The sequence below is a fragment of the Xanthobacter sp. YC-JY1 genome, from assembly GCF_021730305.1.
GTDB lineage: Bacteria > Pseudomonadota > Alphaproteobacteria > Rhizobiales > Xanthobacteraceae > Xanthobacter > Xanthobacter flavus.
Map to the genome: position 1 here is coordinate 4,883,089 of NZ_CP032674.1, position 25,943 is coordinate 4,909,031.

The 25,943-nt window shown below is 68.6% G+C and carries 19 protein-coding genes; 12 read left to right on the forward strand and 7 right to left on the reverse strand.

Features of this window, described 5'->3' with window-relative positions:
* Window positions 1–70: 70 nt before the first annotated feature.
* Genes D7006_RS22940 through D7006_RS22950 form a run of 3 tightly spaced genes read right to left on the reverse strand, consistent with a single transcriptional unit; the run spans window position 71 to window position 2,804 of the window.
* A complete protein-coding gene (locus D7006_RS22940) occupies window positions 71–1,123 on the reverse strand; it encodes an ABC transporter substrate-binding protein (protein WP_229645479.1) in 1,053 nt (350 codons plus the stop codon).
* Window positions 1,124–1,125: 2 nt separating this feature from the next.
* Entirely contained in the window at window positions 1,126–1,965 is an 840-nt protein-coding gene (locus tag D7006_RS22945; RefSeq protein WP_169122004.1) for an ABC transporter ATP-binding protein, read from the reverse strand.
* 20 nt (window positions 1,966–1,985) lie between these two features.
* The gene (locus D7006_RS22950; protein ID WP_237354688.1) at window positions 1,986–2,804 is read right to left on the reverse strand and encodes an ABC transporter permease; all 819 of its coding nucleotides are present in this window, start codon (window positions 2,802–2,804) and stop codon (window positions 1,986–1,988) included.
* 292 nt (window positions 2,805–3,096) lie between these two features.
* On the opposite strand from D7006_RS22950, the gene D7006_RS22955 reads away from it, so the two are divergent.
* Window positions 3,097–3,840, forward strand: coding sequence for a TrmB family transcriptional regulator (locus D7006_RS22955; protein WP_229645477.1), 744 nt, complete (start codon window positions 3,097–3,099; stop codon window positions 3,838–3,840).
* Between the two features lie 9 nt (window positions 3,841–3,849).
* Here the strand turns inward: D7006_RS22955 and D7006_RS22960 are convergent, their stop codons facing one another.
* Window positions 3,850–6,153, reverse strand: coding sequence for a heavy metal translocating P-type ATPase (locus tag D7006_RS22960; RefSeq protein ID WP_237354689.1), 2,304 nt, complete (start codon window positions 6,151–6,153; stop codon window positions 3,850–3,852).
* A gap of 65 nt (window positions 6,154–6,218) precedes the next feature.
* Here D7006_RS22960 and D7006_RS22965 point away from each other — a divergent pair, with 65 nt between their 5' ends.
* Window positions 6,219–6,710, forward strand: a complete 492-nt coding sequence (locus D7006_RS22965) for a helix-turn-helix domain-containing protein (RefSeq protein ID WP_237354690.1) — start codon at window positions 6,219–6,221, stop codon at window positions 6,708–6,710.
* A 453-nt stretch (window positions 6,711–7,163) separates the two neighbouring features.
* Here the strand turns inward: D7006_RS22965 and D7006_RS22970 are convergent, their stop codons facing one another.
* Entirely contained in the window at window positions 7,164–8,204 is a 1,041-nt protein-coding gene (locus tag D7006_RS22970; protein WP_237354691.1) for an AraC family transcriptional regulator, read from the reverse strand.
* A 579-nt stretch (window positions 8,205–8,783) separates the two neighbouring features.
* On the opposite strand from D7006_RS22970, the gene D7006_RS22975 reads away from it, so the two are divergent.
* The 7 genes from D7006_RS22975 (at window position 8,784) to D7006_RS23005 (ending at window position 18,292) form a co-directional block, all read left to right on the forward strand.
* Entirely contained in the window at window positions 8,784–9,515 is a 732-nt protein-coding gene (locus tag D7006_RS22975; protein ID WP_237354692.1) for a hypothetical protein, read from the forward strand.
* 122 nt (window positions 9,516–9,637) lie between these two features.
* The gene (locus D7006_RS22980; RefSeq protein ID WP_237354693.1) at window positions 9,638–10,888 is read left to right on the forward strand and encodes an Hsp70 family protein; all 1,251 of its coding nucleotides are present in this window, start codon (window positions 9,638–9,640) and stop codon (window positions 10,886–10,888) included.
* Between the two features lie 123 nt (window positions 10,889–11,011).
* A complete protein-coding gene (locus D7006_RS22985) occupies window positions 11,012–13,546 on the forward strand; it encodes an alpha/beta hydrolase (protein ID WP_237354694.1) in 2,535 nt (844 codons plus the stop codon).
* Window positions 13,547–13,622: 76 nt separating this feature from the next.
* Window positions 13,623–14,477, forward strand: a complete 855-nt coding sequence (locus D7006_RS22990) for an alpha/beta fold hydrolase (RefSeq protein ID WP_237354695.1) — start codon at window positions 13,623–13,625, stop codon at window positions 14,475–14,477.
* A gap of 164 nt (window positions 14,478–14,641) precedes the next feature.
* Window positions 14,642–15,679 (forward strand): AraC family transcriptional regulator, encoded by a 1,038-nt coding sequence (locus D7006_RS22995; RefSeq protein WP_237354696.1) that lies wholly within the window; start codon window positions 14,642–14,644, stop codon window positions 15,677–15,679.
* Between the two features lie 133 nt (window positions 15,680–15,812).
* Window positions 15,813–16,811, forward strand: a complete 999-nt coding sequence (locus D7006_RS23000; RefSeq protein WP_371744985.1) for a formylglycine-generating enzyme family protein — start codon at window positions 15,813–15,815, stop codon at window positions 16,809–16,811.
* 11 nt (window positions 16,812–16,822) lie between these two features.
* Complete coding sequence (locus tag D7006_RS23005) at window positions 16,823–18,292, forward strand: arylsulfatase (protein WP_237354697.1); 1,470 nt, start codon at window positions 16,823–16,825, stop codon at window positions 18,290–18,292.
* A gap of 33 nt (window positions 18,293–18,325) precedes the next feature.
* On the opposite strand, the gene D7006_RS23010 is transcribed toward D7006_RS23005, so the two are convergent.
* Together D7006_RS23010 and D7006_RS23015 are read right to left on the reverse strand one after the other, a co-directional pair.
* Entirely contained in the window at window positions 18,326–19,765 is a 1,440-nt protein-coding gene (locus D7006_RS23010; RefSeq protein ID WP_237354698.1) for an ATP-binding protein, read from the reverse strand.
* Window positions 19,762–20,481 carry a response regulator gene (locus D7006_RS23015; protein WP_237354699.1) on the reverse strand — a complete coding sequence of 240 codons (720 nt, stop codon included), beginning with the start codon at window positions 20,479–20,481 and terminating at the stop codon, window positions 19,762–19,764. Before D7006_RS23015 ends, D7006_RS23010 begins: the two co-directional genes overlap by 4 nt.
* A gap of 272 nt (window positions 20,482–20,753) precedes the next feature.
* Here D7006_RS23015 and D7006_RS23020 point away from each other — a divergent pair, with 272 nt between their 5' ends.
* The 3 genes from D7006_RS23020 (at window position 20,754) to D7006_RS23030 (ending at window position 25,941) form a co-directional block, all read left to right on the forward strand.
* Complete coding sequence (locus D7006_RS23020) at window positions 20,754–22,967, forward strand: PepSY domain-containing protein (protein WP_237354700.1); 2,214 nt, start codon at window positions 20,754–20,756, stop codon at window positions 22,965–22,967.
* A gap of 176 nt (window positions 22,968–23,143) precedes the next feature.
* Window positions 23,144–24,655, forward strand: coding sequence for an efflux transporter outer membrane subunit (locus D7006_RS23025; RefSeq protein ID WP_237354701.1), 1,512 nt, complete (start codon window positions 23,144–23,146; stop codon window positions 24,653–24,655).
* The gene (locus D7006_RS23030; RefSeq protein WP_371744986.1) at window positions 24,652–25,941 is read left to right on the forward strand and encodes an efflux RND transporter periplasmic adaptor subunit; all 1,290 of its coding nucleotides are present in this window, start codon (window positions 24,652–24,654) and stop codon (window positions 25,939–25,941) included. Before D7006_RS23025 ends, D7006_RS23030 begins: the two co-directional genes overlap by 4 nt.
* The last annotated feature ends 2 nt before the right edge of the window (window positions 25,942–25,943 follow it).

Genomic DNA, 25,943 nt, shown 5'->3' on the forward strand with positions numbered 1-25,943 from the left:
CCGGCCAGCCGGCGGACGATGGCCCTCGCGCGGGGCGGGACCATCGTCTCCATGGTGACGGACGGTAGCCTCAGGCGCGAAGGATCTTCACGCTCTTCACATCGAAGCTGCCGGTGGCGATCTCCTTGTCCACCTCGCCGGCGATGGCCGTGTTGACGAACTTCGGCACATCCGGGAGACGCGGCAGGAGCTTGGCTTCCACGCCCCATTTGGCGAGGGTCTCCATCTGCGCGATCTGGGCGGGGGACAGTGCCACCTTGATGTCGGTGAAGGTCTTCGCGCTCCACGCCGGATCGTAGCTCGACGCCTTCTGGAGCACGGGCTCGGGAATGTTCTTGGCCGGCTCCAGCGAGCGGAACCAGCTGTTGGCAAGGTCATTGTTCTGCGCAGCGAAGAACAGGGCCTGCGCATTGGCGAGCAGCAGACGGCGCAGCACATCCGGCTTCTGCAGGAAGCGGTTGTTGGCGGCGAGCACGATGACCGGGCTCAGATTCTCCGAGACGACGACCGCATTGCCCGTGCTCTCGAAGAAGCTCACGAACGGATCGTAGGTGAAGAAGGCATCGATGCGCTGCGCGCCCACGGCATCGGCGAGCTCCGCCGGGCCGACGTTCACGAAGGTCATGTCCTTGCCGGGCACGAGGCCGGCCTTCAGCACGGCATCCTGCGCGTTCTGGAAGGCGGTGATGCCGAAGGTGCCGTAGACCTGCTTGCCTTTCAGGTCCGACATCTTGGTGATGCCGGACTTCTTCGTGGCCAGTACCGCCGAGCGGAAGCGGGCCTGCGAGGAAACCGTCGTCACCGGCGCGCCGATGGCCATGGTGGTCACGGCGGCGAAATCGGAGAGCGTGCCGACATCACCCGCGCCGGAAACCAGCGCCTCGGTGATGGCCGGCGAGGCGGCGAGCTGGATCATCTCCATCTTGAGCCCGTTGCGGGCGGGGATGTCCGTGCGCATCAGCACATGGGCGATCTGGGCCGACACGGTGGTCGTGTTGAACCAGCACATGCGGACCACGTCCCCCTCCTGCGCGCGCAGGATCGAGGGGGCGGCCAACGGGAGGGAGGCGGCAAAGCCGGCGGCCAGCTGGCCGAAGCGGCGGCGCGAAAGTCCTGAGGTCACGATTATTCCCCTTTCTGCCATTCCGGCTTGAGCGTTTCCCACAGGTCGTTGACCGTGGAGACGAACCATGGATCGGACCGCATCTCGGCCGTGCGGGGCCGCGGCAGCGGAACGAGAACCTCCTCGCGCACCCGTCCCGGACGCGGGCTCATGACCACCACGCGGTCGGCGAGGAACACCGCCTCGTCGATGCCGTGGGTGACGAAGATCACCGTCTTGCCGGCCTCCGAGGAGATGCGGGCGATCTCCTCCTGCAGCAGCACGCGGGTCTGCGCATCGAGGGCGCCGAACGGCTCGTCCATCAGCAGGATGTCGGGGTCGGGCGCGAGTGCGCGGGCGATGGCGGCGCGCTGCTTCATGCCGCCGGACATCTGGTGCGGGAACTTGTCCTCGAACCCGTTCAGGCGGACCGTCGCGATGAGGGCGCGGGCGATCTCGGCCCGCTCGGCCTTGGGCATGCCCTTGGCCTTCAGGCCGAATTCCACGTTCTGCTGCACCGTCATCCAGCCGAACAGGGCATAGTCCTGGAACACCACCGTGCGCGAGGGATCGGGCTTGGTGATCGGCCGGCCATCCTGGAGCAGTTGCCCGCTGGTGGCGGACTGGAAGCCGGCGATGATGCCGAGCAAGGTGGACTTGCCGCAGCCCGACGGCCCCAGCAGCGAGATGAACTCGCCGCGGCGGATGCGCAGCGTCACGCCATCAAGCGCGATGACCGGCGCCTCGACCTTGGACCCATAGACCTTGCCGACATTGCGGATGTCGATCTGCACGTCCTCGGGAGAAAACTGGGGCGCAAGGCCCGGCGCGGCGGGAGACATGAGGGAGGCGTTGGCAAGCATGGCTGTTCCTTTCGCTTTCCTCAGTTGCGTTCGGAGGGGGCCCAGGCATTCACCCGCCGCTCGATGCGCTCGAGGATGGCGGACATGGCGAAGCCGACGAGGCCAATGGTGACCATGCCGGCCACCACGTTATTGATCTGGAACAGCATGCGGGACTGCTGGATCAGGTAGCCGAGGCCGGTCTGCGCGGCGATCAGCTCCGCCGTCACGACGCACATCCAGCCGACGCCGAGAGCAATGCGCAGGCCCGGCAGGATAATCGGCAGCGAGGCGGGGATCAGCACGTCCCAGAACAGCTGCCAGGGCTTGGCGCCGAGGCACAGGGCCGCGTTCATCTGGTTGCGATCAAGCCCACGCACCGCGGTGTAGGTGGCGACGAAGGCCGGGAAGACGGCGCCGAGGAAGACGAGGAAGTAGGACGCCGCATCCCCGAGCCCGAACCAGAGGATGGTGATTGGGATCCACGCCAGCGGCGGGATCGGCCGCAGCGCCTCCACGACCGGCCGCACGAAATCCGATACCGAGCGCCACCAGCCGCAGACGAGACCCAGCGCCAGCCCGACCACGCAGGCGAGAAGGAAGCCGACGGCGACGCGCTGCAGGCTGGCGGCAAGATGGATCCACAATGAACCATCAAGGGCCATTTCCCACAGCGCCTGCGCCACGGCGAAGGGCGACGGCAGGAGGAAGCCGTCCACGAGGCCGAGCCCCGTCACCGCCTGCCAGAAGGCGAAGAAGGCGGCGAGCCCGAGGCCGGCACGGACCGACTTGTCGGCGAGCAGCCGGCTCCAGGGCATTTTCCGGGCCGCCGGGGCCGAACTGTCGGGAACTGCCGTCATCGCGCCCGCTTCAGCGTTCGCTCCCATCGAGACATCCTCCCTCACTCCGCCAGCCGGCGGCACGTCAGTGCGATCAGCCATGTTCAAAGGCTAAGATATGTCGGTGATTTCCGTCAATTCCTGGAAGTCGGGAAATTGATGATTGATAGGGCAATAGCGCCGACAAATGCGATCAAACGAGCATCAGCGCGCTCATTCTTTGGGCGCTACGTCGGTATTTTTATCGGCTAAAACCGACGATGGACGTCGCCGACGAGATCGGACATGCTGCATCCATCGGGGGAAAGTGACAGTGACGGCGGACATCGAAGAGAAGCTGGCCCGGATCGGCATCACCGGGACTCTCTACAAGCTCTATCTGACGGCGGTGGGCCTCGGGGGCGCGTCCATCACGGAGGTGGCGGCGAAGGCCGGGCTCGCGCGGACCACGGCGCACGATGCGCTGGCCAAGCTGGAGGAAGAGGGGCTGATCCGGTTCGTGGACCACGGCAAGCGCCGCTTCGTGGTCGCCCAGGATCCCGGCGTGCTGCTGGAGCGCATCGAGGCGCGCCGGCAGATGCTGGAAGACGTGATGCCGGTGCTGCGGTCCATGTACCACCACGAGACCGGCAAGCCGAACGTGCGCTTCCATCCCGGCCCGGAGGGCATCCGCACCACGCTGTGGGACACCCTTTCCGGCGGCGACACGGTGCTGCGGGCGACGCTTTCCATGAAAGAGCTGATGGCCGAGCCGGGCCTCGACGAAATGGAGCGCTATCTCACCGAGCGCGCGCGGCGGGGCATCTGGCTGCACGTCATCCGCTCGGCGGAGCGCGACATCGCCCCCATCTGGCCGTCGAGCCAGGAGCAACGGCGCGAACTGCGTTATGCGCCGCCGGCCCACCAGTTGGCGATGACCTGCTTCATCTACGGCAACAAGGTCGCGCTCATCTCCTCCGCCCGTGAAAGCTACGGCATGATCATCGACAGTGCCGAGTTCGCAGCCTTCCAGGCGTCCATGTTCGACGCGATGTGGAGCCTCAGCATCCCGACGTGACGCGGGGCATCACCCCTCCGTCCGTTGCAGAAGCCGCAGCGCATTGGCGGTCACCAGCACGGTCGCGCCGGTGTCGGCGAGGATGGCCGGCCACAAGCCGGTGATGCCGGCGACGGTGGTGACCAGGAACACGGCCTTCAACCCCAGCGAGATGCCGATGTTCTGGCGGATGTTGCGCATGGTCCGCCGGGACAGGTCGATCATGCCGGCAATGTCCCGGACGCGGCCATGCAGCACGGCGGCATCCGCCGTCTCCAGCGCCACGTCGGTGCCGCCACCCATGGCGATGCCGATATCGGCGGCAGCCAGTGCCGGCGCATCATTGATGCCGTCACCCACCTTGGCGACGATCTCACCCTGCCGCTTCAGCTCGGAGACGATGCGCTGCTTGTCCTCCGGCAGAAGCCCGGCGCGCACCTCGATGCCGAGCGCGCGGCCGATGGCGGCGGCGGTGCGGGCATTGTCGCCCGTCAACATCATCGTGCGCAGCCCGCGCGCCTTGAGCGCCGCAAGTCCTGCCGCCGCATCAGCGCGCGGCTCGTCGCGCATGGCGATGGCGCCCGCCAGCGCGTCGTCCACGATGAGAAGGGACACGGTCTTACCCTCGTCGTTCAACGCCGCGAGGCGGGCCTCCAAGTCGCGATCCAGCGCCACCCGTGCCGCGCCCGCCGCGACGGAGCCGAGGAACACATCGCGCCCCTCAACGAGGCCCGCCACGCCCTTGCCGCCCAGCGCACGACCATCGCTCGCAGCGGGAATAGCCAGACCTTCGGCGGCCGCACGCTCCAGGATGGCCTTCGCCAGAGGATGGCTCGATCCACCCTCCAGAGCGGCCGCAAGGCGCAGCACCTCAGGCTCGGGCAATACGAGGCAGATCACGTCCGTCACCTTCGGCCGCCCCTCGGTCAGGGTGCCGGTCTTGTCGAGACAGACCACGGTGACCTTGCCTGCCGTCTCCAGCACCGCGCCGCCCTTCAGGAGCAGCCCGCGTCGCGCGCCGGCGGAGAGGCCCGATGCGATGGCGGCGGGCGTGGAGATGACCAGCGCGCACGGGCAGCCGATGAGCAGGATGGCGAGGCCCTTATAGACCCACTCGCCCCAATCCCCGCCCAGCAGCAGCGGCGGGACGGTCGCCACCAGCCCACCGATGACCACGACAGCGGGGGTATAGACCCGCGAGAAACGGTCAATGAGCCGCTCCGTGGGCGCACGGGCCTCCTGCGCCTCTTCCACCAGCTTCACCACGCGGGCGATGGTGTTGTCCTCGGCAGTCGCCGTGACGCGCACGGTGAGCGCTGCATCCCCATTGACGGTGCCGGCGAAGACATTTGTGCCCACGCCCTTGGTCACGGGCGCGCTCTCGCCGGTGACCATGCTCTCGTCGATTCCGCCCTCTCCCGCGACGATCTCGCCATCGGCCGCGATGCGGTCTCCCGGGCGCACGAGCATGGTGTCGCCCACGGCAAGCTGCGCCGCCGGCACTTCCACGAAATCGCAGCTCCGCGCCACCAGCGCCGTCTTCGGCACCAGCGCGGCAAGTGCCTTGATCCCGTCGCGCGCCCGGCCTGCGGCGAAGCCTTCCAGCAGCTCGCCGACAAGGAAGAGGAACACGACGGCTGCAGCCTCCTCCGCCGCGCCGATGATGACGGCGCCCACGGCCGCAATGGTCATCAGCGTTTCGATGGTGAAGGGCATGCCGACGGCCGCCGCGGCGAACGCGCGGCGGGCGATGGGCACAAGGCCGACCAGCATCGCGGCGATGAACAGGGGCGTCTGAATCTGCGGCAGGACGAGGCCCGCCAGGAAGGCCGCTGCGAAGGCGCCACCGCTGGCAAGGGTCAGCCGCAGCTTGCCGTTGGACCATAAGCCGCCCGCGCCCATCTCCGCACCCCGGGCGTGATCGTGGCCTGCGGCAGTCGCCGTTCGATCTGGATGGCCGGAATGATCGTGTCCGGCGTGGTCGTGATCCGCGTGGGAATGGTCCGCGTGATCGTGGCCGCCACTGTCGTGGCTCCCGAGGTCGGAAGCGTGATCATGCCCGCAGCAGGCGTCATGCGCCGAAACCGGAGCCGGCACGCGGGCGGGCTCGGCGTTCGCAAGCGCGAGGCCATAGCCCATGGGCTTCAGCCGCGCCGGCAAGGCAGAGAGATCGGCATCAGAAACGTGCCGCACGACCAAGGTCGCCGCCGCCACGGACACGCTCGCCGCCGCCACCCCGTCCAGACGGCTTGCGACGGCCTCGATCTTCGCTGCGCAGGACGCGCAATCCATGCCCGAGACGCGATAGCGGGTCTGAACCTGCCCGGCTGTCATGATGCCGCCTTTCCTTTGGTCATGGTGGCAGCCTAGATGCTCTAGTAACTAGAGGAGCAAGCCCCATGGCCCCGGTGCAGGCGCACCTCACCATCGGCGATGCCGCCCGCATCAGCGGCGTGAAGGTGCCCACCATCCGCTTCTACGAGGAGACCGGCCTGCTGCCGCATCTGCCGCGCAGCGAGGGCAACCGCCGGCTCTATGACGACGCGCAGGTGAAGCGCCTCGCCTTCATCCGCCATGCCCGCGAGCTGGGCTTCGGCCTCGACGCCATACGAACATTGCTGACCTTGCAGGATCGCCCCGACCAGTCCTGCGCCGAGGCCGACGCCATCGCCGGCGCACGTCTCGACGAGGTGCGCCGGCGGATTTCCTCGCTCAAGGCGCTGGAGGCAGAGCTGGAGCACATGGTCCAGGCCTGCGCCCACGGCCGGGTGGCGGAATGCCGCGTGATCGAGACGCTGGCCGACCACGGCCAGTGTTCGTTCCACGGAGAGGCCGAGATTTCTTCCAGCCGGAACGACGGTTCCAGGTCCAAGATGCTCAGGCCGGCCTGATACACCCCCAACCGCCCGATCAGTCGGACGTTAGGAGCAGAAACAACAACAGCTGAGACGGAACCATAACGATGATCGACATCCGGAAAATCCAGACCTGCCTCACGAGGGTCGTATCACGAATTCCGAATGAGCCTGGCCTGAACGCCCGCCATCCAAGACGAAAGCCCGCGACCTTCTGCGCGACCTCGTAGGAAAGGCTCCGGTGAATTCGGAACCTCCGGGTATCGGGGGAGCCAAGGCGGGTCCACTCGGCGGGGGCAACATCCTTCAGCCGTCGCGCGATGGACCACTTGGCGCCACTTCCAACGAAGCCCGAGACGAGGGCGACCGCCAGCAGGACGAAAGGCAAGGAAACAAACATCGCTGTCCATCATTGCGCCGGGCGGCGGGTTGCGGAGACTGTCCAGCCGGCGAGACCAAACGAAGCGCCTCCGAGAACGCGACGATGCACTACTCAGCTACCTCCTCGGCGCCCGCCTGGCCAGAGAGCGCATTGCGCCTCAGGCGGCTGGGCGAGGTTTTCGTCCAGCGGCGGATGGCGCGGCTGAAGCTGGCATTAGAGCCATAGCCCACCTCCGCCGCCACGGTCCGGATGGCATTGCCGCTGGCGGTGAGGCGCGCGATGGCCTGTTCGGCCCGCATCTTATCGATCAGATCCGAAAGGCTCGTCCCCTCGGCCGCCAGCCGGCGCTGCAGGGTGCGCCGGCTCATGAACGCAAGCTCGGCGATGTTGGCGAGGCCCGGCTCCGCGCCGGCCTCCATCAGGCCCGGCAGGATGGTGGTGATCGAGCCGGCCAGCGTGCCGTCGCCGCGGATCACGGCGGAACCCGCGGGGATGACGACGTCGGCAACCTGGCGTCCGTTCACATAGGGCCGGTCGAGCACCGCGTCGGAGAACACCATGGTCACGGTACGGTTCGCCGACGGCACCACCTCGCAACCGAACTCGGCGCTCATGCCTTCCACCCCGTTGCGCGGGTGAGGCGTCAGTTCGACCCGCTCGATCAGCTGGCCCTCATGGCCCGTGCGCAGGACCACGGTGCGGATCAGCGCGGCCACATACTGTTGGACGAAAGACAGGCGCTCGCAGTCCACGGGCACGCGAAACGCGTGGCGGACCGCGCCGTTGCCGGAACCGGGCGTCAGGGTGAACAGCTCGTGAGAGCCGTGATGCAGATAGGCGCGCTCGACCTTGGTGAAGGCTTCCCGCGGCGTTCGGGAGGACATGACGATCTGGCCGAGGAGACCCAGCTCCTCGATCCCGGCATGGGCGACCATGCGGCAGGGCACGTCCTGCCCCTCCCGCGCTACGACCTCCATCAGCAGGTGGATGCCGGCCATCAGCGGGATCGGACGGTCGCGATCCTCGATGAGCCCGGCCGGCAATCCGGCGTCGAGCAGCATCTGGTCGAGCGGATAGCCGCTGTCGCGCAGCCAGACCATGAGCGGCGCGATGGCCGCGGCGCGCACCAGAGGCAGTGTCGTGGTCACGGGCGCCCTCGTCTCCGATCACAGTCTCGACCGACCTTGCTACCAGCGAGCCTGACGGCGGCCACCGCCGTTCAAGCCGGACAGTAACGAGGCCTGTTCACACGCTTTCGCCGTGGCGCGCAAGATCAAAACCCGCGCAGCGTGTGGAGTTGGCTTCACACCCGCGCGAACGCAGGCCCCATGACGAAACGTCAATGATTGCAACGACGCACGCGAAAAACCGCATTTCTGCAGAACTGCCCTTGCGCAAGCCGACGCCGCCGTGGCGGCGAGGCCACACCCGGCCGGGAATAGCGTGGGCGGGGCATTTCCACTTCCGCGGCTGCGCTAGGATGGCGCGGCCGGGGCGTGACAAGCCCCGGCGGGGCGCCCCGAGACGGCGCCGCTCAAGACGGGGGAATTATGGTCCGGGGGCATCAGTTCGAAACAACGGCCGCACACCGCTCGGCTGGCGCAGAGGGCATGGCTCCCACGCGCCGGGGGGCGCGAACAGGATTGCGCGCCCCCCTCGCCATGCTGGTCGGGGGCGCGATGCTGGCGATGGCACCCGCACATCCTGTCCACGCGGCGGACCTCGGCGTGGCACCCGCTTCGCAGCCCCAGGCGGCATCCGGCTGGCAGTATCAGGCCACCCTGTACCTGTGGGCGACCGGCATCGACGGCGACATCGGCATCCGTCGCCTACCGGCCATTCCGGTGGACATCACCTTCGGCGACGTGATGCAGAACTTCCAGGGCGCGGTGATGGGCAACTTCATCGCCAAGAAGGACAACTGGACCCTGTTCGCCGATGTGTTCTGGTCGCAGCTCGGCACCAGCAAGAACCTGTCGACCGCTGGCCAGCCCCTCCTCGATTTCTCCCAGCGCCTGTTCATCCTGTCCGGCGCCGCCGGCTACCGGCTGCCGGTGGGCGATGCCGATTTCGACCTCTCCGCAACGGCCGGCTTCCGCTATCAGCGCCTGTCGGCCAACACGTCCCTCAGCTCCATCTTCGTGCCCTTCGCCATTTCCGAGTCCGACACCAAGGACTGGCTCGACCCGACGTTCGGCCTGGCGCTGCAATGGAAGCTCAACAAGCAGTGGTTCCTGAACGCTCTGGCGGACGTCGGCGGTTTCGGATTGCCGGCGAGCTCCAAGCTCTCGGCGCAGGGCCTCGTGGCGGTGGGCTACAACTGGAATGAATCCTGGTCGACGGCGCTCGGCTATCGGGCCCTCTACACCGATTACGAATCCATCACCTCGCCCACCCGCGACTTCCGCTACAACACCACCATGCATGGGCCGTTCATGAGCATCGGCTACCATTTCTGAGGACGAACACCGCCCCGGGTGACGGCATCCACCCGGGTCTGCCGCCGCTTTCTCTTGCGCTGCAGCGAGACTTGGTCTAGCTAGCCCGGCCTTCCGCACCCGCATACGGCAAGGAGGCCCCGATGACCGCCTGCGGCCTCGATTTCGGCACCTCCAACACAACCCTCGGCCTGAACGGACCCAACGGCCCGCGCCTCGCACGGCTGGAAGGCACCGCGGATACGCTGCCGAGCGCCATCTTCTTCCCCTGGACCGGCACGCCACTGGTGGGCCGCGCCGCCATGGCCGCCTATGTGGGCGGCGAGCAGGGCCGCCTGATGCGGGCCTTGAAATCGGTGCTCGGCACCTCCCTCATCGAGGAGACGACGCCGGTCGGCCGCCGCCGGCTCGGCTTCAAGGGCGTCATCGGTGAATTCCTCGCCGAGGTGAAGGCTCGCGGCGAGGCCGAGACGGAGGGAGCGCTGAGCGCAGTCGTCCTCGGCCGGCCGGTACATTTCGTGGATGGCGATGCGGACGGCGACAAGCGCGCCGAGGAGACCCTGGGCTCGATCGCCCGCGACATCGGTTTCACCGCCCTCTCGTTCCAGTTCGAGCCCATTGCCGCCAGCCTCGACTACGAGCGGCAGGTGGCTGGCGAGGAACTGGCGCTGATCGCCGATATTGGCGGCGGCACCTCGGACTTCTCCATCGTGCGCATTGATCGCGGCCACCAGAACCGCGCCGACCGCGCCTCCGACATCCTCGCCAATGAGGGCGTGCGCATCGGCGGCACGGATTTCGACCGGCACCTGTCGCTCGCCGTGGTGATGCCGCTGCTCGGCCATGGCAGTCCGCTGAAGCGCAAGGGCCTCGCCATGCCCGCGGCGCTCTATCACGACCTCGCCACCTGGTCGGCCATCAACCGTCTCTATGACGGGCGCACCGCGCGCTCGATCCGCGAGCTGGAGCGCGCCGCGGCGCGGCCGGAGCTGGTCTCCCGCCTTGCCCGCGCGGTGGAGGAGGAGCGCGGCCACGGCCTCGCCCTCGACGTGGAGGCGGCGAAGATTCGCGTCGCGGAGGACGGCGCCACGGTGCTCGATCTCGCGGTGCTTGAGGCCGGGCTTTCGGTCGGCATTTCCCATGACGATCTCATCGCCCATACCGGCCTCCTCGCCGAGCGCATCGCCGGGCGCATCGCGTCGTGCCTTACGGCGGCGGGGCTCAAGGCGGAGGCCATCGACGCCCTGTTTCTCACCGGCGGCTCGACCCGGCTGGCCCATGTGCGCGCGGCCATCTGCGCCTGCGTCCCCCAGGCCCGGGTGATCGAGGGCGACACCTTCGGTTCGGTGGGCACCGGCCTCGCCATCGAGGCGGCGCGGCGCTACGGCGGCTAAGGGGTTCGCGCCGCCCACAGGTTGCGCGGACCCTCCCAACGGCCATGCTTCCCTTGGGCGCGCCGGCATGCTGTTCTCTCCTCCGGACGGCGGCGATGACAAAGACCGGCCGCAGGAGGAAACATGAGGTATGCCATAGCCTTGGGCCTCGCGCTCGCCGCGACGGCCCTGTCCGCGACCACCCCTGCCGCCTATGCCCAGACGCCGGCCGCACCGGCCCCGGCGGTTCAGGCGCCGCAGCCGCCCCTCACCGGCACGTGCTCGCAGCAGCGGCTTTGCCAGCTCAAGAAATTCTACGAGGTCGCCAACTTCAGGATCGGCGGCCGCTATGACCTGTCGAGCCCGGACAAATGGGTGAACGGCGGGGAAGGCGGCACCACGCTGGAATCCCTTGGCGGCGGCCCGGTGAAGACCGCCTACATCGCTTTGGGCACGCCGAAGCGCAACGCCGCGGGCGAGATCACCAACGCCGTGGTGGTGAACTCCTTCTATTCCGGCGACGCCACCGACATGTATGCCCAATGGGTGGAGGGCACGGCGCTTTCCGGCGGCTCGGTGATCGGGCCGGGCAAGCCCATCGACACCGACCAGTATTACGTTGTGCTGGTGGACGCCCTGGGCCTGTGGGGCACCAGCAAGCCCTCGGAAGGGCTTGGGCAGAAGTTTCCGCAATACAGCTACCAGGACATGGTGCAGGCCAATTACCGGATGCTGCGCGACCATCTGAAGGTGGCCCGCGCCTCCCTCGTCACCGGCGTCTCCATGGGCGCCACCCAGACCTATGTCTGGGGCGTGATGCATCCCGACTTCATGGACGGCCTGATGCCCATCGGCGGCACCAGCCAGTCGGACGGCGAGGACCCGGTCGGCAACTGGACCTTCCAGCTCATGTCGGCCGCCATCGAGAGCGACCCGCAGTGGCGCGCCACCGGCGGCAACTACTACAACCTGCCCAAGGACAAGCACCCCAACCAGGGCGTCGCCTTCGGCTGGTCGATCCTCAACCTCACCGGGTTCGACTTCCAGCACCGCTCGCAGCAGGACTGGTCGACGGTGCAGCGGGATGTCTTCTACTGGAACCCGCCCAACCCGCAGGCCGGCGCCTCCATCGCCGCCCGCTCGCTGCTGTTCGATGCGGTCGACCTGCTGTGGCGCAACCGCGCCGGCGAGACCTACAACATCAATGCCGAGCTGAAGCGCATCAAGGCGCGCACCCTCGTGATGCACATCGAGAACGACCAGTGGCTCACCTTCGACCGCGCCAGGCGCACGGTGGAGAAGGTGCCCGGCGCCGACTTCGTGCATGAGAAGAGCCCGGTAGCCCATTACGGCGTCTTCCCCATCCTGAAGAACCGCCAGTTCGATCCGACCGTGGCCGCCTTCCTCGGCGACGTCTCCCGCCTCACCCGCAATCGCGAGATGGCGGCGAAGACCTACCGCACGCCCTCGGTCGCGGCGGACATCACCCCCGACAAGTCGTTCTGGAACAGCTTCGTCACCTATCCCTTCCCGGTGAAGAAGACCAAGGCGAAGGACAGCCGCGGTGTCGAGTGGGACATCGGCTACATGGACGAATATGCCGGCACGGCCGCCAATCCGGATGTGCTGGTCATCGTCCACGGCAAGGGCGCGTTCGGCGGCCACTACGGCAACATCATGCGCATCGCGCTGGAGCGCGGGCTGCGCGTGATCGCCGTGGACATGCCCCATTACGGCATGTCCGGCCCCGGCAACCTCGACAAGAGCCCGGCCCGCACCCTGCAGGACATGCGCGACGTGCTGCACGAGGTGGTGGTGAACCAGCTGAAGGTTCCGAAAGCCGCCTATCTCGGCCATTCCATGGGCGGGCAGATCGTGCTCGGCTATGCCCTCTCCTGGCCCGAGGCGGTGACCAAGCTGATCCTCGAAGCCCCGGCCGGTCTTGAGGAATATCCCCGCGAGGTCACGATCGCGCCGGGCAAGAAGCTCGATTTGTTCGATCCCGCCTTCGCCCACGATTTCGACGCATGGAAGAAGGCGTGGGACCAGACCGGCCTGCGCGAGCGGGAAAAGAACCTCACCGCCCAGCAGATCGACGATTTCTACCACTTCCGCAGCCGCGATCCCGTCACCGGGGCGGTGACGCCCCAGCGCAACGGCTACTTCCTGCGCGACAGTGAATATGCCCGCCTCCACACCGCCCAGCGCATCGGCATGATCAAGGGTGATCCGCGCGAGCTGCAGCAGTGGGTGGACGTGTTCACCTTCGACATCTACGCCATGGTGGCGGAGCTGCAGGAGAAGGACCCCAAGAGCCTCTACAAGCGGCTGACCGAGATCAAGGCGCCCATTTTCCTCGCCTTCGGCGACAAGGAGCCCTTCATCCCCGGCACCGCATTCAACGGGCTCACCGATCTCTCCCGCCAGCTCGTGCTGCCGTTCATGCGCCGCATGAACACGGCGGGGCGCGACGTGCAGGTGAAGATCTATCCCGGCACCGCCCACTTCATCCACACGGACGAGCCGGTCGCCTTCGCCGAGGATGTGGTGGACTTCGTGGAGACCGGGCGCGTCCCGACCGGCGCGCCAGCCACCATCGACCGCCTCATCCACGGCGCCCCCGCCGCTGCGGAGGCCGCCCCGGCCAAGGCTGCGGCACCGACCGGCCTGAACAAGTAGGCGCCGGACGAAACAGCGGGCTTGCGCCCCGGTATCGGTGCGCAAGCCTTCCCCCGCACGCCAGAACGAGGCCTCAATGCAGACGCTCGACGTGAACGGCCTTCGCCTCGCCTACCGGGAATGGGGCGCGGGGGACACGACGGTCCTCTTCATCCACGGCAATCTCGCCAGCAAGGAGTGGATCGAGCTGGCGGCACCCCATTTCCCGCGCGGGGTGCGTACCGTGGCGGTGGACTGGCGCGGCTGCGGCGACAGCGACAAGCCGGCGCCCGCTGCCGACTTCTCCAACTATTCCATCGCCCAGCATGCCGACGACATGATCGCGGCCCTCGACGCGCTCGGCATTCCCTTCTGCCACCTCGCCACCCACTCCACGGGCGGCATCATCTCCACGCGCATGCTTCTGAAGCAGCCAGACCGCTTCGGCCGCGTGTTCTCGCTCTCGCCTGTCGGCCCGCAGGGCATCGACTTCCCGCCCGAGCAGTCCGCCTTCTTCGGCCAGATGAAGGAGAGCTTCGACCTCACCCGCCAGATCATGGCCGCCACCGCTCCCAGCCTGTTCGTGGACGAGACGCTGGCGAACGGCCCCGCCCGCTTCATTCCCGACGCCGGCCCGCGCGCCGGCCTGTTCGACAAGATCGTCGATCAGGTCTGGGCGGTCTCCGACGGCATCTGGTTCGGCACGCCCGACACCCTCACCAAGGAAGCGAAGAGCGGCGAGCTGAAGGGGAAAATGGCCTCCATCCGCCATCCCCATCTCGTGGTCTGGGGGACGCGCGACGTGGTGATCAAGGAAGCGGACCTGAAGGAGATGGCCGCGCTGATGCCTGATTGCCGCTTCGTCGCCGTGCCCGGCATCGGCCATTCCATGAACCTGGAGGCACCGGAGCTCTATGCCGGCTATTTCGGCGCCTGGTTCGGCGGGCTCTGAGCCTGCCGAACCGCCTCCAACAGGTGACGTAACCGGAACTTGACCACAGCGTCGCAGGTAGGGTTCAAAGGCAGGGGGGCGCCGGATCATCCGGAGACCGGTCGCGAGCGATGAACGCCCGACACACCGGACCCTGATGCCCGCCGATTTGGAGTCCGCAGCCCATGTGGGACCGCCATCCGATCCGGCTCTCGCTCGTCCACATGCTGCCGAAGGTCGCTGACGTCCGGGGCGTGCCGCTCGCGCCGCTGTTCGGCCGGGCCGGGCTTGCCGATGCGACGCCCCGTGATTGCGATGAAACTTCGCTCGGCGGCGATCGCGTCGTAGCCCGCGGCCAGATCTCGACCCTGCTATTCCACCTCGCCCGGCGCAGCGGCGAGGCCACCATCGGGCTTGATCTCGCCGATGCCGCCGACCCCATGCGGCTGGGCCTTGCGGGTCGCGCGCTCTTCGCCGGCCGCACCCTGCGCGACTGCTTTTCCGCCCTGCACCACCAGATGCCGGACCTGCAGGGCGGCGTCTCGGCTGCGATCGAGGAGCGCGACGGCGTCGCCGTCTGGCGCCATCGCCTCGCCGACAGCGATCCCGAGCACGCGCAGGTGCTGAACGAGGGCATCGGCGCCTTCACCCTGCGCGCGCTGCGCGCCATCGCGGGCGCGGACGCCGGTCCGGTGCACCTGCGCTTCGCCCATCGTGCCAAGGCGCCGGCAACGCTTTACGAGGATCGTCTCAATGCCGGCGTCAGCTTCGGCACGGGCGACGGCATCGAGATCAGGTTCGATGCCCGCTGGCTCGACCAGCCCAACCTGCTGTTTGTCCCTTCTCCTGAAGGCACCGCGACCGACCGGCCTCCCGCGCCCGTGTCCCTGGGCGACGACGCCCTCATCGCGATGATTGAGGCCCTGTTCGACAGCACCGCCCTCACCGGCACCCTCTCCCTCGTGGATACGGCCCGCAGCCTCGGCCTCTCGCCCCGTACTCTGCAGCGGCGGCTCGCCCGGCTGGGCACGTCCTACGAAGTGCAGTTGGACATCTGGCGGCATGCACAGGCGCGGCTCTATCTCGGCGGATCGACGACACCGGTCGCGTCGGTGTCGCGCGCTTTGGGCTATGGCCATCCGGCACATTTCGTCCGCGCATTCCGGCGCTGGGAAGGCCGCACGCCCCTCGCCTTCCGAACGGCCGCGCGGATAGACCGCTGAGCCTTCGTGGCGCCAAATGGCAATTGAGAAGCCCCCGCCCCTGCCGCTAGAGCAAAAGCCGGCTAAGACCGTGGCATGCGGGGGACATGAACGGGCCCAGGCCGAGAGCGGAACGGTCGCTGGCGGAGAGGTCATGGACGGGCAGAGCTGCACCGTCGCACATCAGGGGACTGGCTCCGTCGAGGACGCACCAGCCGCGGCCGGCGATCCGGAGATGATCCGGATCGCCGGCGGACTGTTCCGCATGGGCTCGGACGATCATTATCCGGAAGAGGCTCCCGTCCATCAGGTGCATGTGGATGCCTTCCTCATGGATCGCACCCCCGTGACCAATCGCGGCTTCGCGCGCTTCGTCGCCGCGACGGGCTACGTCACGGTCGCCGAGCAGGCGCCGCGGGCCGAGGACTATCCCGGCGCCGACCCCGACCTGCTGGTGCCCGGCTCGCTGGTATTTCGCATGCCCATCGATGCAGGCGATCCCGACGACTGGACACGCTGGTGGCAGTTCGTGCCCGGTGCATCCTGGCGCCATCCGCAGGGCCCCGGCAGCGATCTTTCCGGCATCGATGACCACCCCGTCGTCCACATATGCCACACCGACGCCGCCGCCTATGCCGCATGGGCCGGCAAGGCGCTGCCCACGGAGGCGGAGTGGGAATTCGCCGCCCGTGGCGGGCTCGAGGGAGCAGCCTTTGCGTGGGGGGACGAACTGGCGCCCGACGGCGTCCACCGCGCCAACACCTGGCAGGGGCGCTTTCCGGTGGAGAACCTCGCCGAGGACGGCTTCGTCGGCACCTCTCCCGTAACCGCCTTCCCGCCCAATGGCTACGGCCTCCTCGACATGATCGGCAATGTCTGGGAGTGGACCGACGACTGGTATCGCCCGCGCCATCCCGCTCCCGCGGCGAAGGCCTGCTGCCTGCCCCGGAACCCGCGGGGCGGCGCCCTTGAGGACAGCCTGGAATGGGTCGCTCCCGGTCTCGCCTTGCCGCGCAAGGTGCTCAAGGGCGGCTCGCACCTGTGTGCGCCCAGCTATTGCCGCCGCTATCGGCCGGCCGCGCGCCAGCCGCAATCCGTCGATACGGGCTCCACGCACATCGGCTTCCGGTGTGTGCGTCGCCTCACCAGCTGACGAGGTTTCAAGTGACCGATCGGACCGAGAAGACAGAAGAACAAGCGCCCAGCCGCCGCGACGTGCTGGCGGGCAGCGCGGGCTTCCTCGCAGCCGTTGCCGGCCTTTCCCTGCTCGCCCCCGGGGCGCGGGCGCAGGGCGCGACCCGACCGCACATCCTCTACATTCTCGCCGACGATCTCGGCTTCGCCGACGTGGGTTTCCACGGCTCGGACATCAAGACGCCGAACCTCGACCGCCTCGCGGCCGGCGGCGCGAAGCTCTCCCAATTCTACACCCAGCCCCTGTGCACGCCGACCCGCGCGGCGCTGATGACGGGGCGTTATCCGCTGCGCTACGGCCTGCAGGTGGGCGTGGTGCCCTCCGGCGGCACCTACGGGTTGGCCACCGATGAATTCCTGCTGCCCCATGCGCTGAAGGAGGTGGGCTACCGCACATCCCTCGTCGGCAAATGGCACCTCGGCCATGCGGACCGGAAATACTGGCCCCGCCAGCGCGGCTTCGACAGCTTCTACGGTCCGCTGGTCGGCGAGATCGACCATTTCAAGCATGAAGCGCATGGCGTCACGGACTGGTATCGCGACAACACGCTGGTGAAGGAAGAGGGCTACGACACCGAGCTGTTCGGTGCCGAGGCGGCGCGGCAGTTGAGCGCGCACGATCCCAAGACGCCGCTCTTCCTCTATCTCGCCTTCACCGCCCCGCACACGCCGTTCCAGGCGCCGCAGCGCTATTTGGACATGTATGCGAACATCGCCGATCCCTCGCGCCGGGCCTATGCGGCGATGATCACCGCCATGGACGAGCAGATCGGCAAGGTGGTCGCGGCGCTGGACGCGCGGGGCATGCGCGAGAACACGCTCATCGTCTTCCACTCGGACAATGGCGGCACCCGCAACAAGATGTTCGTGGGCGAGGGGGCGTTGGCCGGCGACCCGCCCGCCAGCAATGCCCCATATCGCGACGGCAAGGGCTCCCTCTATGAAGGCGGCACCCGCGTCGTGGCGCTCGCCAACTGGCCGGGCCGCATCAAGCCCGGGCAGGCGGATGGGGTGATGCATGTCGTGGACATGCTGCCCACCCTGGCGAAGCTTGCGGGCGCGGACCTCAAGCAGTCGAAGCCCCTCGACGGCACGGATGCCTGGGCGGCGCTGGCGGCGGGTGATCCCGGCCGCGGCGAAGTCGTCTACAACGTGGAGCCCACCACGGGCGCCTTACGCGACGGCAAGTGGAAGCTCGTCTGGCACGTCCTCCTGCCGCCGAAGGTGGAGCTGTTCGACCTCGACGCCGATCCGGAGGAGAAGACCGACCTCTCGGCCCAGAACCCCGCGAAGGTGGCCGAGCTGAAAGACAAGGTGGTCGCCCTCGCCCGCACCATGGCGCCACCCCTGTTCTTCGCCACCGCCCTCAAGGCCACCCTCTCCGCCCCGCTCGCGACGCCCGACGCCGCGCTCTACGAGCTGGAGATGCAGGACGATTGAGTTGCCGCTGCTAGTGGGCTGAAGATCGCACCTTCAGCTCCGCTCGGCCGTCGGAAGCACGATCTCGGCGCAGAGGCCGCCGCCGGGGCGGTTGGCGAGGGTCAGCTCCCCGCCATGCGCCTTGACGATGCTGCGGGCGATGGCGAGGCCGAGGCCGATGCCGCCGGTCTCGGTGCTGCGCGAGGGCTCCAGTCGCACGAACGGCTGGAAGGCCTCCTCGAAGCGGTGCTCCGGCAGGCCCGGCCCTTCGTCCTCGACCCGGATGGAGACCGCGCCCGCCCCCGTCTGGCCCACGGTGACTTCGGCGCGGCGCCCATAGCGCACCGCATTGTCCACGAGGTTGCGCAAGGCGCGCCGCATGGCGACCGGCCGGCAGGGCAGCAGGACGCGAGCCGCCGTTTGGTCCGCCATCCGGGCATCGGCGCCGACACTGGCGAACTCCTCCACCACGTCCGCGCACAGATCCTCGATGTCCACCGTCCGGGTCTCCTCGCTCGTCGCCTCGGCCCGGGTGAAGGCGAGGGTCGCCTCACAGATGGCGACCAGTTCGTCGATGGTGGCGACGATGTCGTTGCGCACCTCCGCATCGTCCACGAACTCCGCCTTGAGGCGCAGGGTGGTGAGCGGCGTGCGCAGGTCGTGGCTGATGGCGGCGAGCAGGCGCATGCGGTCGCGCACGAACTGGCTGAGCCGCTGCTGCATCGTGTTGAACGCCCGCGTCGCCGCCGCCACCTCGGAGGGGCCGCGCACATCGAGCGGCGGGACGCTCTCGCCGCGGCCAAAACGTTCGGAAGCATCGGCGAGGGAGCGCAGGGAGCGGGTCTGGAAGCGCACGCAAGCCACCGTCACCAGCGAGACGGCCAGTGCGGAGATGAGGAAGGAGAGCACGATGGGCCGGCTCCAGATGCCCGGCAGGCCCACCACCGCATCCACATGCAGCCAGCGCTGGCCCGACAGCGGCACGCTGAGCGCCACCACTCCGAGTCCCGGCCGCAGCGGCTGGCTGGGGCCGCCCGTGCCGCGGCGCAGCCAGGGAAAGTCCTCGCTGCTGCGCTCGGGGCAGCGGCGGTCCCACAGGCCGTCAGTGTCGATGTGAACGGCCGGCGCTCCATTGCCGACGCCGTGCAGGCGCCGCGACAGGAGGCGGGCAAGCCCTTCCTCCGTGGAGGTCATCTCGTGAGGGTCGGGCGGATCGGCGGAAACCCATGCGCAGGTGCCGCGCGTGGTGAAGGCGCCGGCCAGACGGTCGGCCTGCTCCTGCGGCATGGATTCGATGAGGCGGGTGAGCGTCACCGTCTGGCTGAGCGCCTGCCCGCGCACGATGCCCGCCACCACCGCGTCGTGCTCGTTCTGGAGAACCAGCACCAGGAGCACTTGCGCCAGCGCCAGCGTCGCCACCAGCAATAGCACCAGCCGCCCGGCGAGGCTCCCCGGCCAGAGGAACCGCAGCAGCTGCTTCAGCCGCCCGCTCACGCCTCCACCTCCACCGGCGCGGCGAAGACGTATCCGTCGCCCCACACCGTCTTGATGAGGGTGGGATTTTGCGGATCGCGCTCGATCCGGCGCCTCAGGCGGCTCACAAGGTTGTCTATGCTGCGGTCGAAGACCTGGGCCGGTCGGCCGGCGGTGATGTCCAGAAGCTGGTCGCGCGACAGCACCACCGAGGGGCGCGTGACGAAGGCAAGCAGCAGGCGGAACTCGGCGCTCCCGAGCCGCACCTCGCTGCCGGTCTCGTCCAGCAGCAGGCGCCGGCCGGGATCGAGCTGCCAGCGGTCGAAGCGATAGAGCGCCGGCTCGCCCTGCTGTGCCCGCGCCGGCCCCTGCGCCCGGCGCAGGATCGCGCGGATGCGGGCGAGCAACTCGCGCGGATTGAACGGCTTGGTGACGTAATCGTCCGCGCCCAGTTCCAGCCCGACGATCCGGTCCGTCTCCTCCGCCACCGCGGTCAGCAGCACGACGGGGATGTCGCTCGCCTGCCGCAGCTGGCGGCACAAAGTGAGCCCATCCTCGCCCGGCATCATGATGTCCAGCACGACGAGGTCGAAGGTGCCGGTGCGCATCTGCTGGCGCATGTCCACGCCGCCGGATGCGACGCTGACCCGAAACCCGTTCCGCGTCAGGTATTTGGCCAGGAGTTCGCGGATCTCGCGGTGATCGTCGACGACGAGGATGTGCGGCGTGCGTTCCATTTTCCCGTTGGGCTGCTGTTCTCTGGGGCGTGGACGCCGGGCGTGCCGCCAGTTCCCTTCGATGCGACTTGAGCCGACGGGCGGGCGCCCGGCCACCGTGAAATTGTATCCAACTGTATCAGCACCGCCCCGTGGGACGAACATTTACGAAGCGACCGCTGCGGGACAAATTTTCCGGACGCGGATGAGGCATGAACATCCGGAACGAACCCGTAGCCAGACCGCCCCGCGCGTCCAGCCAGCACGCTCAGGTTTCGTCTGGAGTTGCAAAGATGTCGTTTGCCGCCGTGCGCCGCACGCTGATCCTTCTCCATCGCTGGATCGCGCTGATCCTGACGCCCATCTTCCTCGTCATCATCCTCACCGGCGCGGTGCTGTCCTTCCGGCCCATCGTGAACAGCGGGCAAGGGCCGCGGCCGGGAGCCACGCTGGATGTGACGGCCCTGAGCCAGCTCGTCGGCGCCATCGAGAAGGCCGGGCAGCCGGCCGGGATCAGCGTAATAGAGGGTGGCCGCGCGCTTCAGGTCATGTCCCAGGACCCGGCGGTGGCAGGCCGCTGGGACATGGCCAGCGTCGCCCACACGCCCGCCCCCGCCGGCGGCATCGACATCTTCCGCACGGCCGAAGGGCTGCACAAGACGCTCCTGCTCGGCCTCGGCATCGTGGTGGAGGTGGCGAGCTTCCTCATGCTTGGAATCATGGTGGCCGGGCCCTTCCTCGCCTGGCTGCGCTTCCGCAACACCCTGATGGGCTGGCACACCGCCATGGGCTGGCTCCTGCTGCCGCTCACGCTGACCTCACCGGTCACGGCGGTGATGCTCTCGCTCCACATCGGCACCGGCTCGCGCCCCGAACTGCCGCGCACCAAGCGGCCGGTGGCCATCAGCCAGGCGCTCGCCATTGCCGGGCGCGATCTCGATTTGAACCGTCTCGCCGGAGCCCGCCGGTTTCGTGGCGGCACGGTGATGCTGCAGGTTGCGCCGGATGCGACCGGCAGGAACGGGGGCGGCTTTGTGGTCACCGATAGCGGCGTCACGCCGCTCGTCGGCGGCCCGAGCCTCGTCAAGCAGATCCATGAGGGTACCTGGGGCGGGGCGTGGTCGGGCGCCATCAATTTCGGAATTTCTCTGGTTCTTCTGGGCCTTACGGTTACGGGCCTCTGGTCCTGGGTTCGGCGCAAGTCCCGCAACCGGGTGCGGCCGGTGGCGGCGGGTGGCGAGATCCTCGTCGCGCACGCCAGCCAGACCGGCACCGCCGCGCGTCTGGCGGGGGTGGTCTTCGAGGGGCTGATCGCGGGCGGGGAGAAGGCGACGCTCGCGCCCATCGGCGCGCTGAAGCCGGCCGAGATCGCCCGCTTTCCCCTCGTCCTCCTCATTGCGTCCACCACCGGCGAGGGCGAGGTGCCGGACGGCACCCGTGCGCTGCTCAGGCAGTTGAAATCAAGCGATTTCAAGGGGGTCCGCTTCGCCATGCTCGCCCTCGGCGACCGCAGCTACGCCCATTTCTGCGGCGGCGGCCAGCGCCTGAAGGCGGCGCTGCTGGCGGCGGGCGCGGTCGAGGCGCTGCCGCTCCGGGAGGCCGATGGTGATCCCTCCGGCGCCTTCCTCGGCTGGGTGGACACGGTGCGCAGCGAACTTGCGCTGAACTGCAAGATTGCCGGCCTGCCCGCGGTCTCGCCGCCGGTGGCCCTCACCGTCGCCGACCGCCAGCGCCTCGATGTGCCCGGCACCGGTAACACTCAGGAAACATGGCGGATTTGGCTGGAAGGCACGCAGGACATCGCGTTCCGCCCTGGCGATCTGGTGCGGATCGCGGCGGGTGCGGGGGAGCGGCCGCGCTCCTATTCGGTGGGGAGTTCCAGCCGCGTCGATCCGCGACGCATCGCCCTCACCGTCCGGTTGCATGAATGGACCTCCGATGATGGCGCGCGGCGGCTCGGGCGGGTCTCCGGATTTCTGTTACGTGAGGCGGAACAAGGCGTTACGGTCGAGGCCCGGCTTGATCCGCATCCCGGCTTCAATCCCCCGACCGATCCTAAATGGCCCATCGTGATGATCGCCGCCGGCTCGGGCATCGCCCCCTTCCCCGGCTTCATCGCGGAGCGCCGCGCCTCGGGGCGGGCGGGGCCGGCGTGGCTGATCTTCGGCAACCGCCATCGTGACGGCGATTTCCTGTGGCGCGATGTGTTCGAGGAGGCCCTCGCCGACCGCACGCTGACCCGCATGGACACTGCATTCTCACGCGATCCCGACGACGGTGCGCGGGTGCAGGACCGGCTCCGGCAACATGCCCCGGAGGTATTCGAATGGCTCGTTGAGACGAAAGCCATCGTCTATATCTGCGGTCGGCGGGCCATGTCGGAGGCGGTGCTTGAGGCCCTTGCGGAGGTGCTGGTGACGGAGGGCGGGCTGAAGCCGGAGGCCGCGCGGGCGGAGATCGGGCAGTGGGTCGCCGAGGGGCGGGTCCGCGTGGACACGTTCAACTGATGCCCCATAGTGGCGCAGTTTCACCGGGTGTCAGGTGGGTGTCAGGCCGGCATTCAGGTGCAGGTTCAGTGTCAGGTTCAGATTCGGGGCGGGAAGGTAGGTTGCGCGTGCATCGTTCAGACGGCCAATCCGGCTCGGCGCCCCCCTCCCCCGCCGGCGGCTCCCCGCGCAGACCCATGCGGGCCGCCGTGGGCTGCCTCGCTCTCGGGGTGCTGACGGCCCTCACGCTCTCCGCCTGCGCGGTCGGGCCGGAATACGACACCCCGGACCTCACTCTGCCCGGCCACTGGGGAGCGACGGCGAAGCGGGCGGAGCCGGCCCCTAAGCTCAAGGCGTGGTGGCAGCGCATGGGAGATCCCATGCTTGATGCCCTGATGGCGGAGGCGGTGGCCGGCAATCTCGATGTCGCCACCGCGAAGGCCAATGTGCGCGCCGCCCGCGCCTCCTTCCGCCAGCAGGTGGGAACGCTGTTCCCGCAAGTCACCGGCAACGCCTCCGGCACAAGGGGCGACAGCGGCGGCGGGGTGAGTCCCAATGGCGACATCACCGTGTCCAACGGCTACGGCCAGTATCAGGCGGGCCTCGACGCCAGCTGGGAGATCGACCTGTTCGGCGCCAACCGCCGGGGGGTTGAGGCGGCGGCCTACAATGTGGATGCGGTGGTCAACGACCTCGACGCCGCGCTGCTGACGCTGGTGGGCGATGTCGCCTCCTACTATGCCGACGTGCGCGGCTACCAGGCGCAGATCGCTCTCGCCCGCCGCACCGCCGCCTCGCAGAAGGAGACGGAGGCGCTGACGCGGCGCAAGCTCGATGCGGGCGCCGCCTCGGCCGTGGACCTCGCCAATGCCTCCGGCCTCGTCGCCTCCACCGAGGCCAACATTCCGGAGCTGGAAGCCTCCCTCGCGGCGGCCATCCACCGCATCTCCGTGCTCACCGGCCAGCCGCCGGCGACGCTCATGCTGCGGCTGTCGCGGGTCAAGCCCATCCCCACCCCGCGCCTGCCGGTGCCGCGCGGCATTCCCGCCGACGTGCTGACCAACCGCCCGGATGTGCGGGCGGCCGAACGGCAGCTCGGCCAGACCACCGCCCTCATCGGCCAGGCTGAGGCGAACCGCTACCCGTCCATCAGCATCACCGGCAATATCGACACCACCGGCTCGCAGTTGGGCAATCTCGGCCGCGCCTCGTCCATCAGCTGGGCGTTCGGGCCGACGCTCACGGTGCCGATCTTCACCGGCGGCCAGCTCAAGGCGCTGGTGGATGTGGCGGAGGCCAATCGCGACGTTTCCTTCCTCGCCTACCGGGCGAGCGTGCTGACGGCGCTGGAGGACGTGGAGAACGCCTCCGTCTCCCTCTCCCAGCAGCGCCTCAAGACCGGCAAGCTGACCATCGCCGTCACCTCCTACGGGGAGGCGGCGCGGCTCTCCCGGACGCTCTACGAGAACGGCTCCACGAGCTTCCTCGACGTGCTCACCGCGGAGCGCTCGCTCTATTCCGCACAGACCCAGCTCATCCAGAGCCGGGTCGCGACCACCAAATATTACATTGCCCTCAACAAGGCGCTCGGCGGCGGCTGGGACGGGGTGGTCGACACCTCGAAGCCCGAAGTGGTGGACCAGAACACCGGCCCCCACTTCGCCCGCATCGTGCCGCCCGCGAGCAGTGACGGGAGCGCCCGACCGTGAATGCCCTGCCGCCCCTCGACGAAACCCGCACGGCGCCGGCCGCCGGCGCGACCCGCCCGAAGCCGAAGCCCCGCCGCCGGCTGTGGCGCTGGGGACTGCTCGCGCTCCTTATCGCCGCCGGCGCCTACGGCTACAGCCGCTACACCGCCCCGGTGCCCGGCACCGGGCTGATGACCGCGCCCGTCACCCGCGGCAATCTGGAGGAGACGGTGCTGGCCTCCGGCACGCTGAAACCCTCCAACCTCGTGGCGGTGGGCTCGCAGGCCTCGGGCCGCATCCTTTCCATCAAGGTGAAGCTGGGGGATGAGGTGAAGAAGGGCGACCTCATCGCCCAGATCGATTCCGTGACCCAGGAGAATTCCCTGCGCACGGCGGAGGCCGCCCTCGCCAACACCCGCGCGCAGAAGGCGGAGAAGGAGGCGACCCTCGTCCTCAACGAGCAGACGCTGGCCCGCCAGAAGACCATGGTGGCGCAGAAGGCGGTCTCCCAGGCGGATTTCGAGGCGGCCGATTCCGCAGTGAAGGTGACCCGCGCGCAACTTGCCGCGCTGGATGCGCAGATCATCTCGGCACAGGTGGCGGTGGACACCGCCCGCGCCAATCTCGGCTACACGCAGATCACCGCCCCGGTGGACGGCACCGTGCTCGCCCTCGTGGCGCAGCAGGGCCAGACGCTGAACGCCACGCAGACCGCGCCCACCGTGGCCATCCTCGGCCAGCTCGACGTGATGATGGTGCGCGCGGAGATTTCCGAGGCCGACATCATCAAGGTCGCGCCCGGAATGCCGCTCTGGTTCACCGTGGTCGGCGCGCCGGACGAGCGCCACAACGCCAAGCTCGGCTTCATCGAGCCGGCGCCGGAAAGCCTGAAGAACGACAGCATCTTTTCCACCACCAGCAGCAGTTCGTCGTCCTCGTCGTCGTCCTCCACCACGTCGTCGGCGATCTATTACATCGGCGTGTTCGACGTGCCGAACCCCAAGGGGCGGCTGCGCACCTACATGACGCCCGAGGTCCATATCATCCTCGGCCGGGCCGAGAACGTGCTCACCGTGCCCTCCACCGCGCTGGAGCGGGCCGGCAAGGGCTGGCGCGTGCGCGTGCTGCACGGCGACGGCACGGTGGAGCGTCGCCCGGTGGAGGTCGGCCTGAACGACAAGGTGACGGCGGAGATCCGCTCCGGCCTTTCCGAGGGCGAGCGGGTGGTGACGGGCGAGGCCGTGGGCGGAACGGCCGGCGCCGGGCAGCAACGGCGCCCGCCCGGCCCACCCATGGGCGGGCTGTGAGG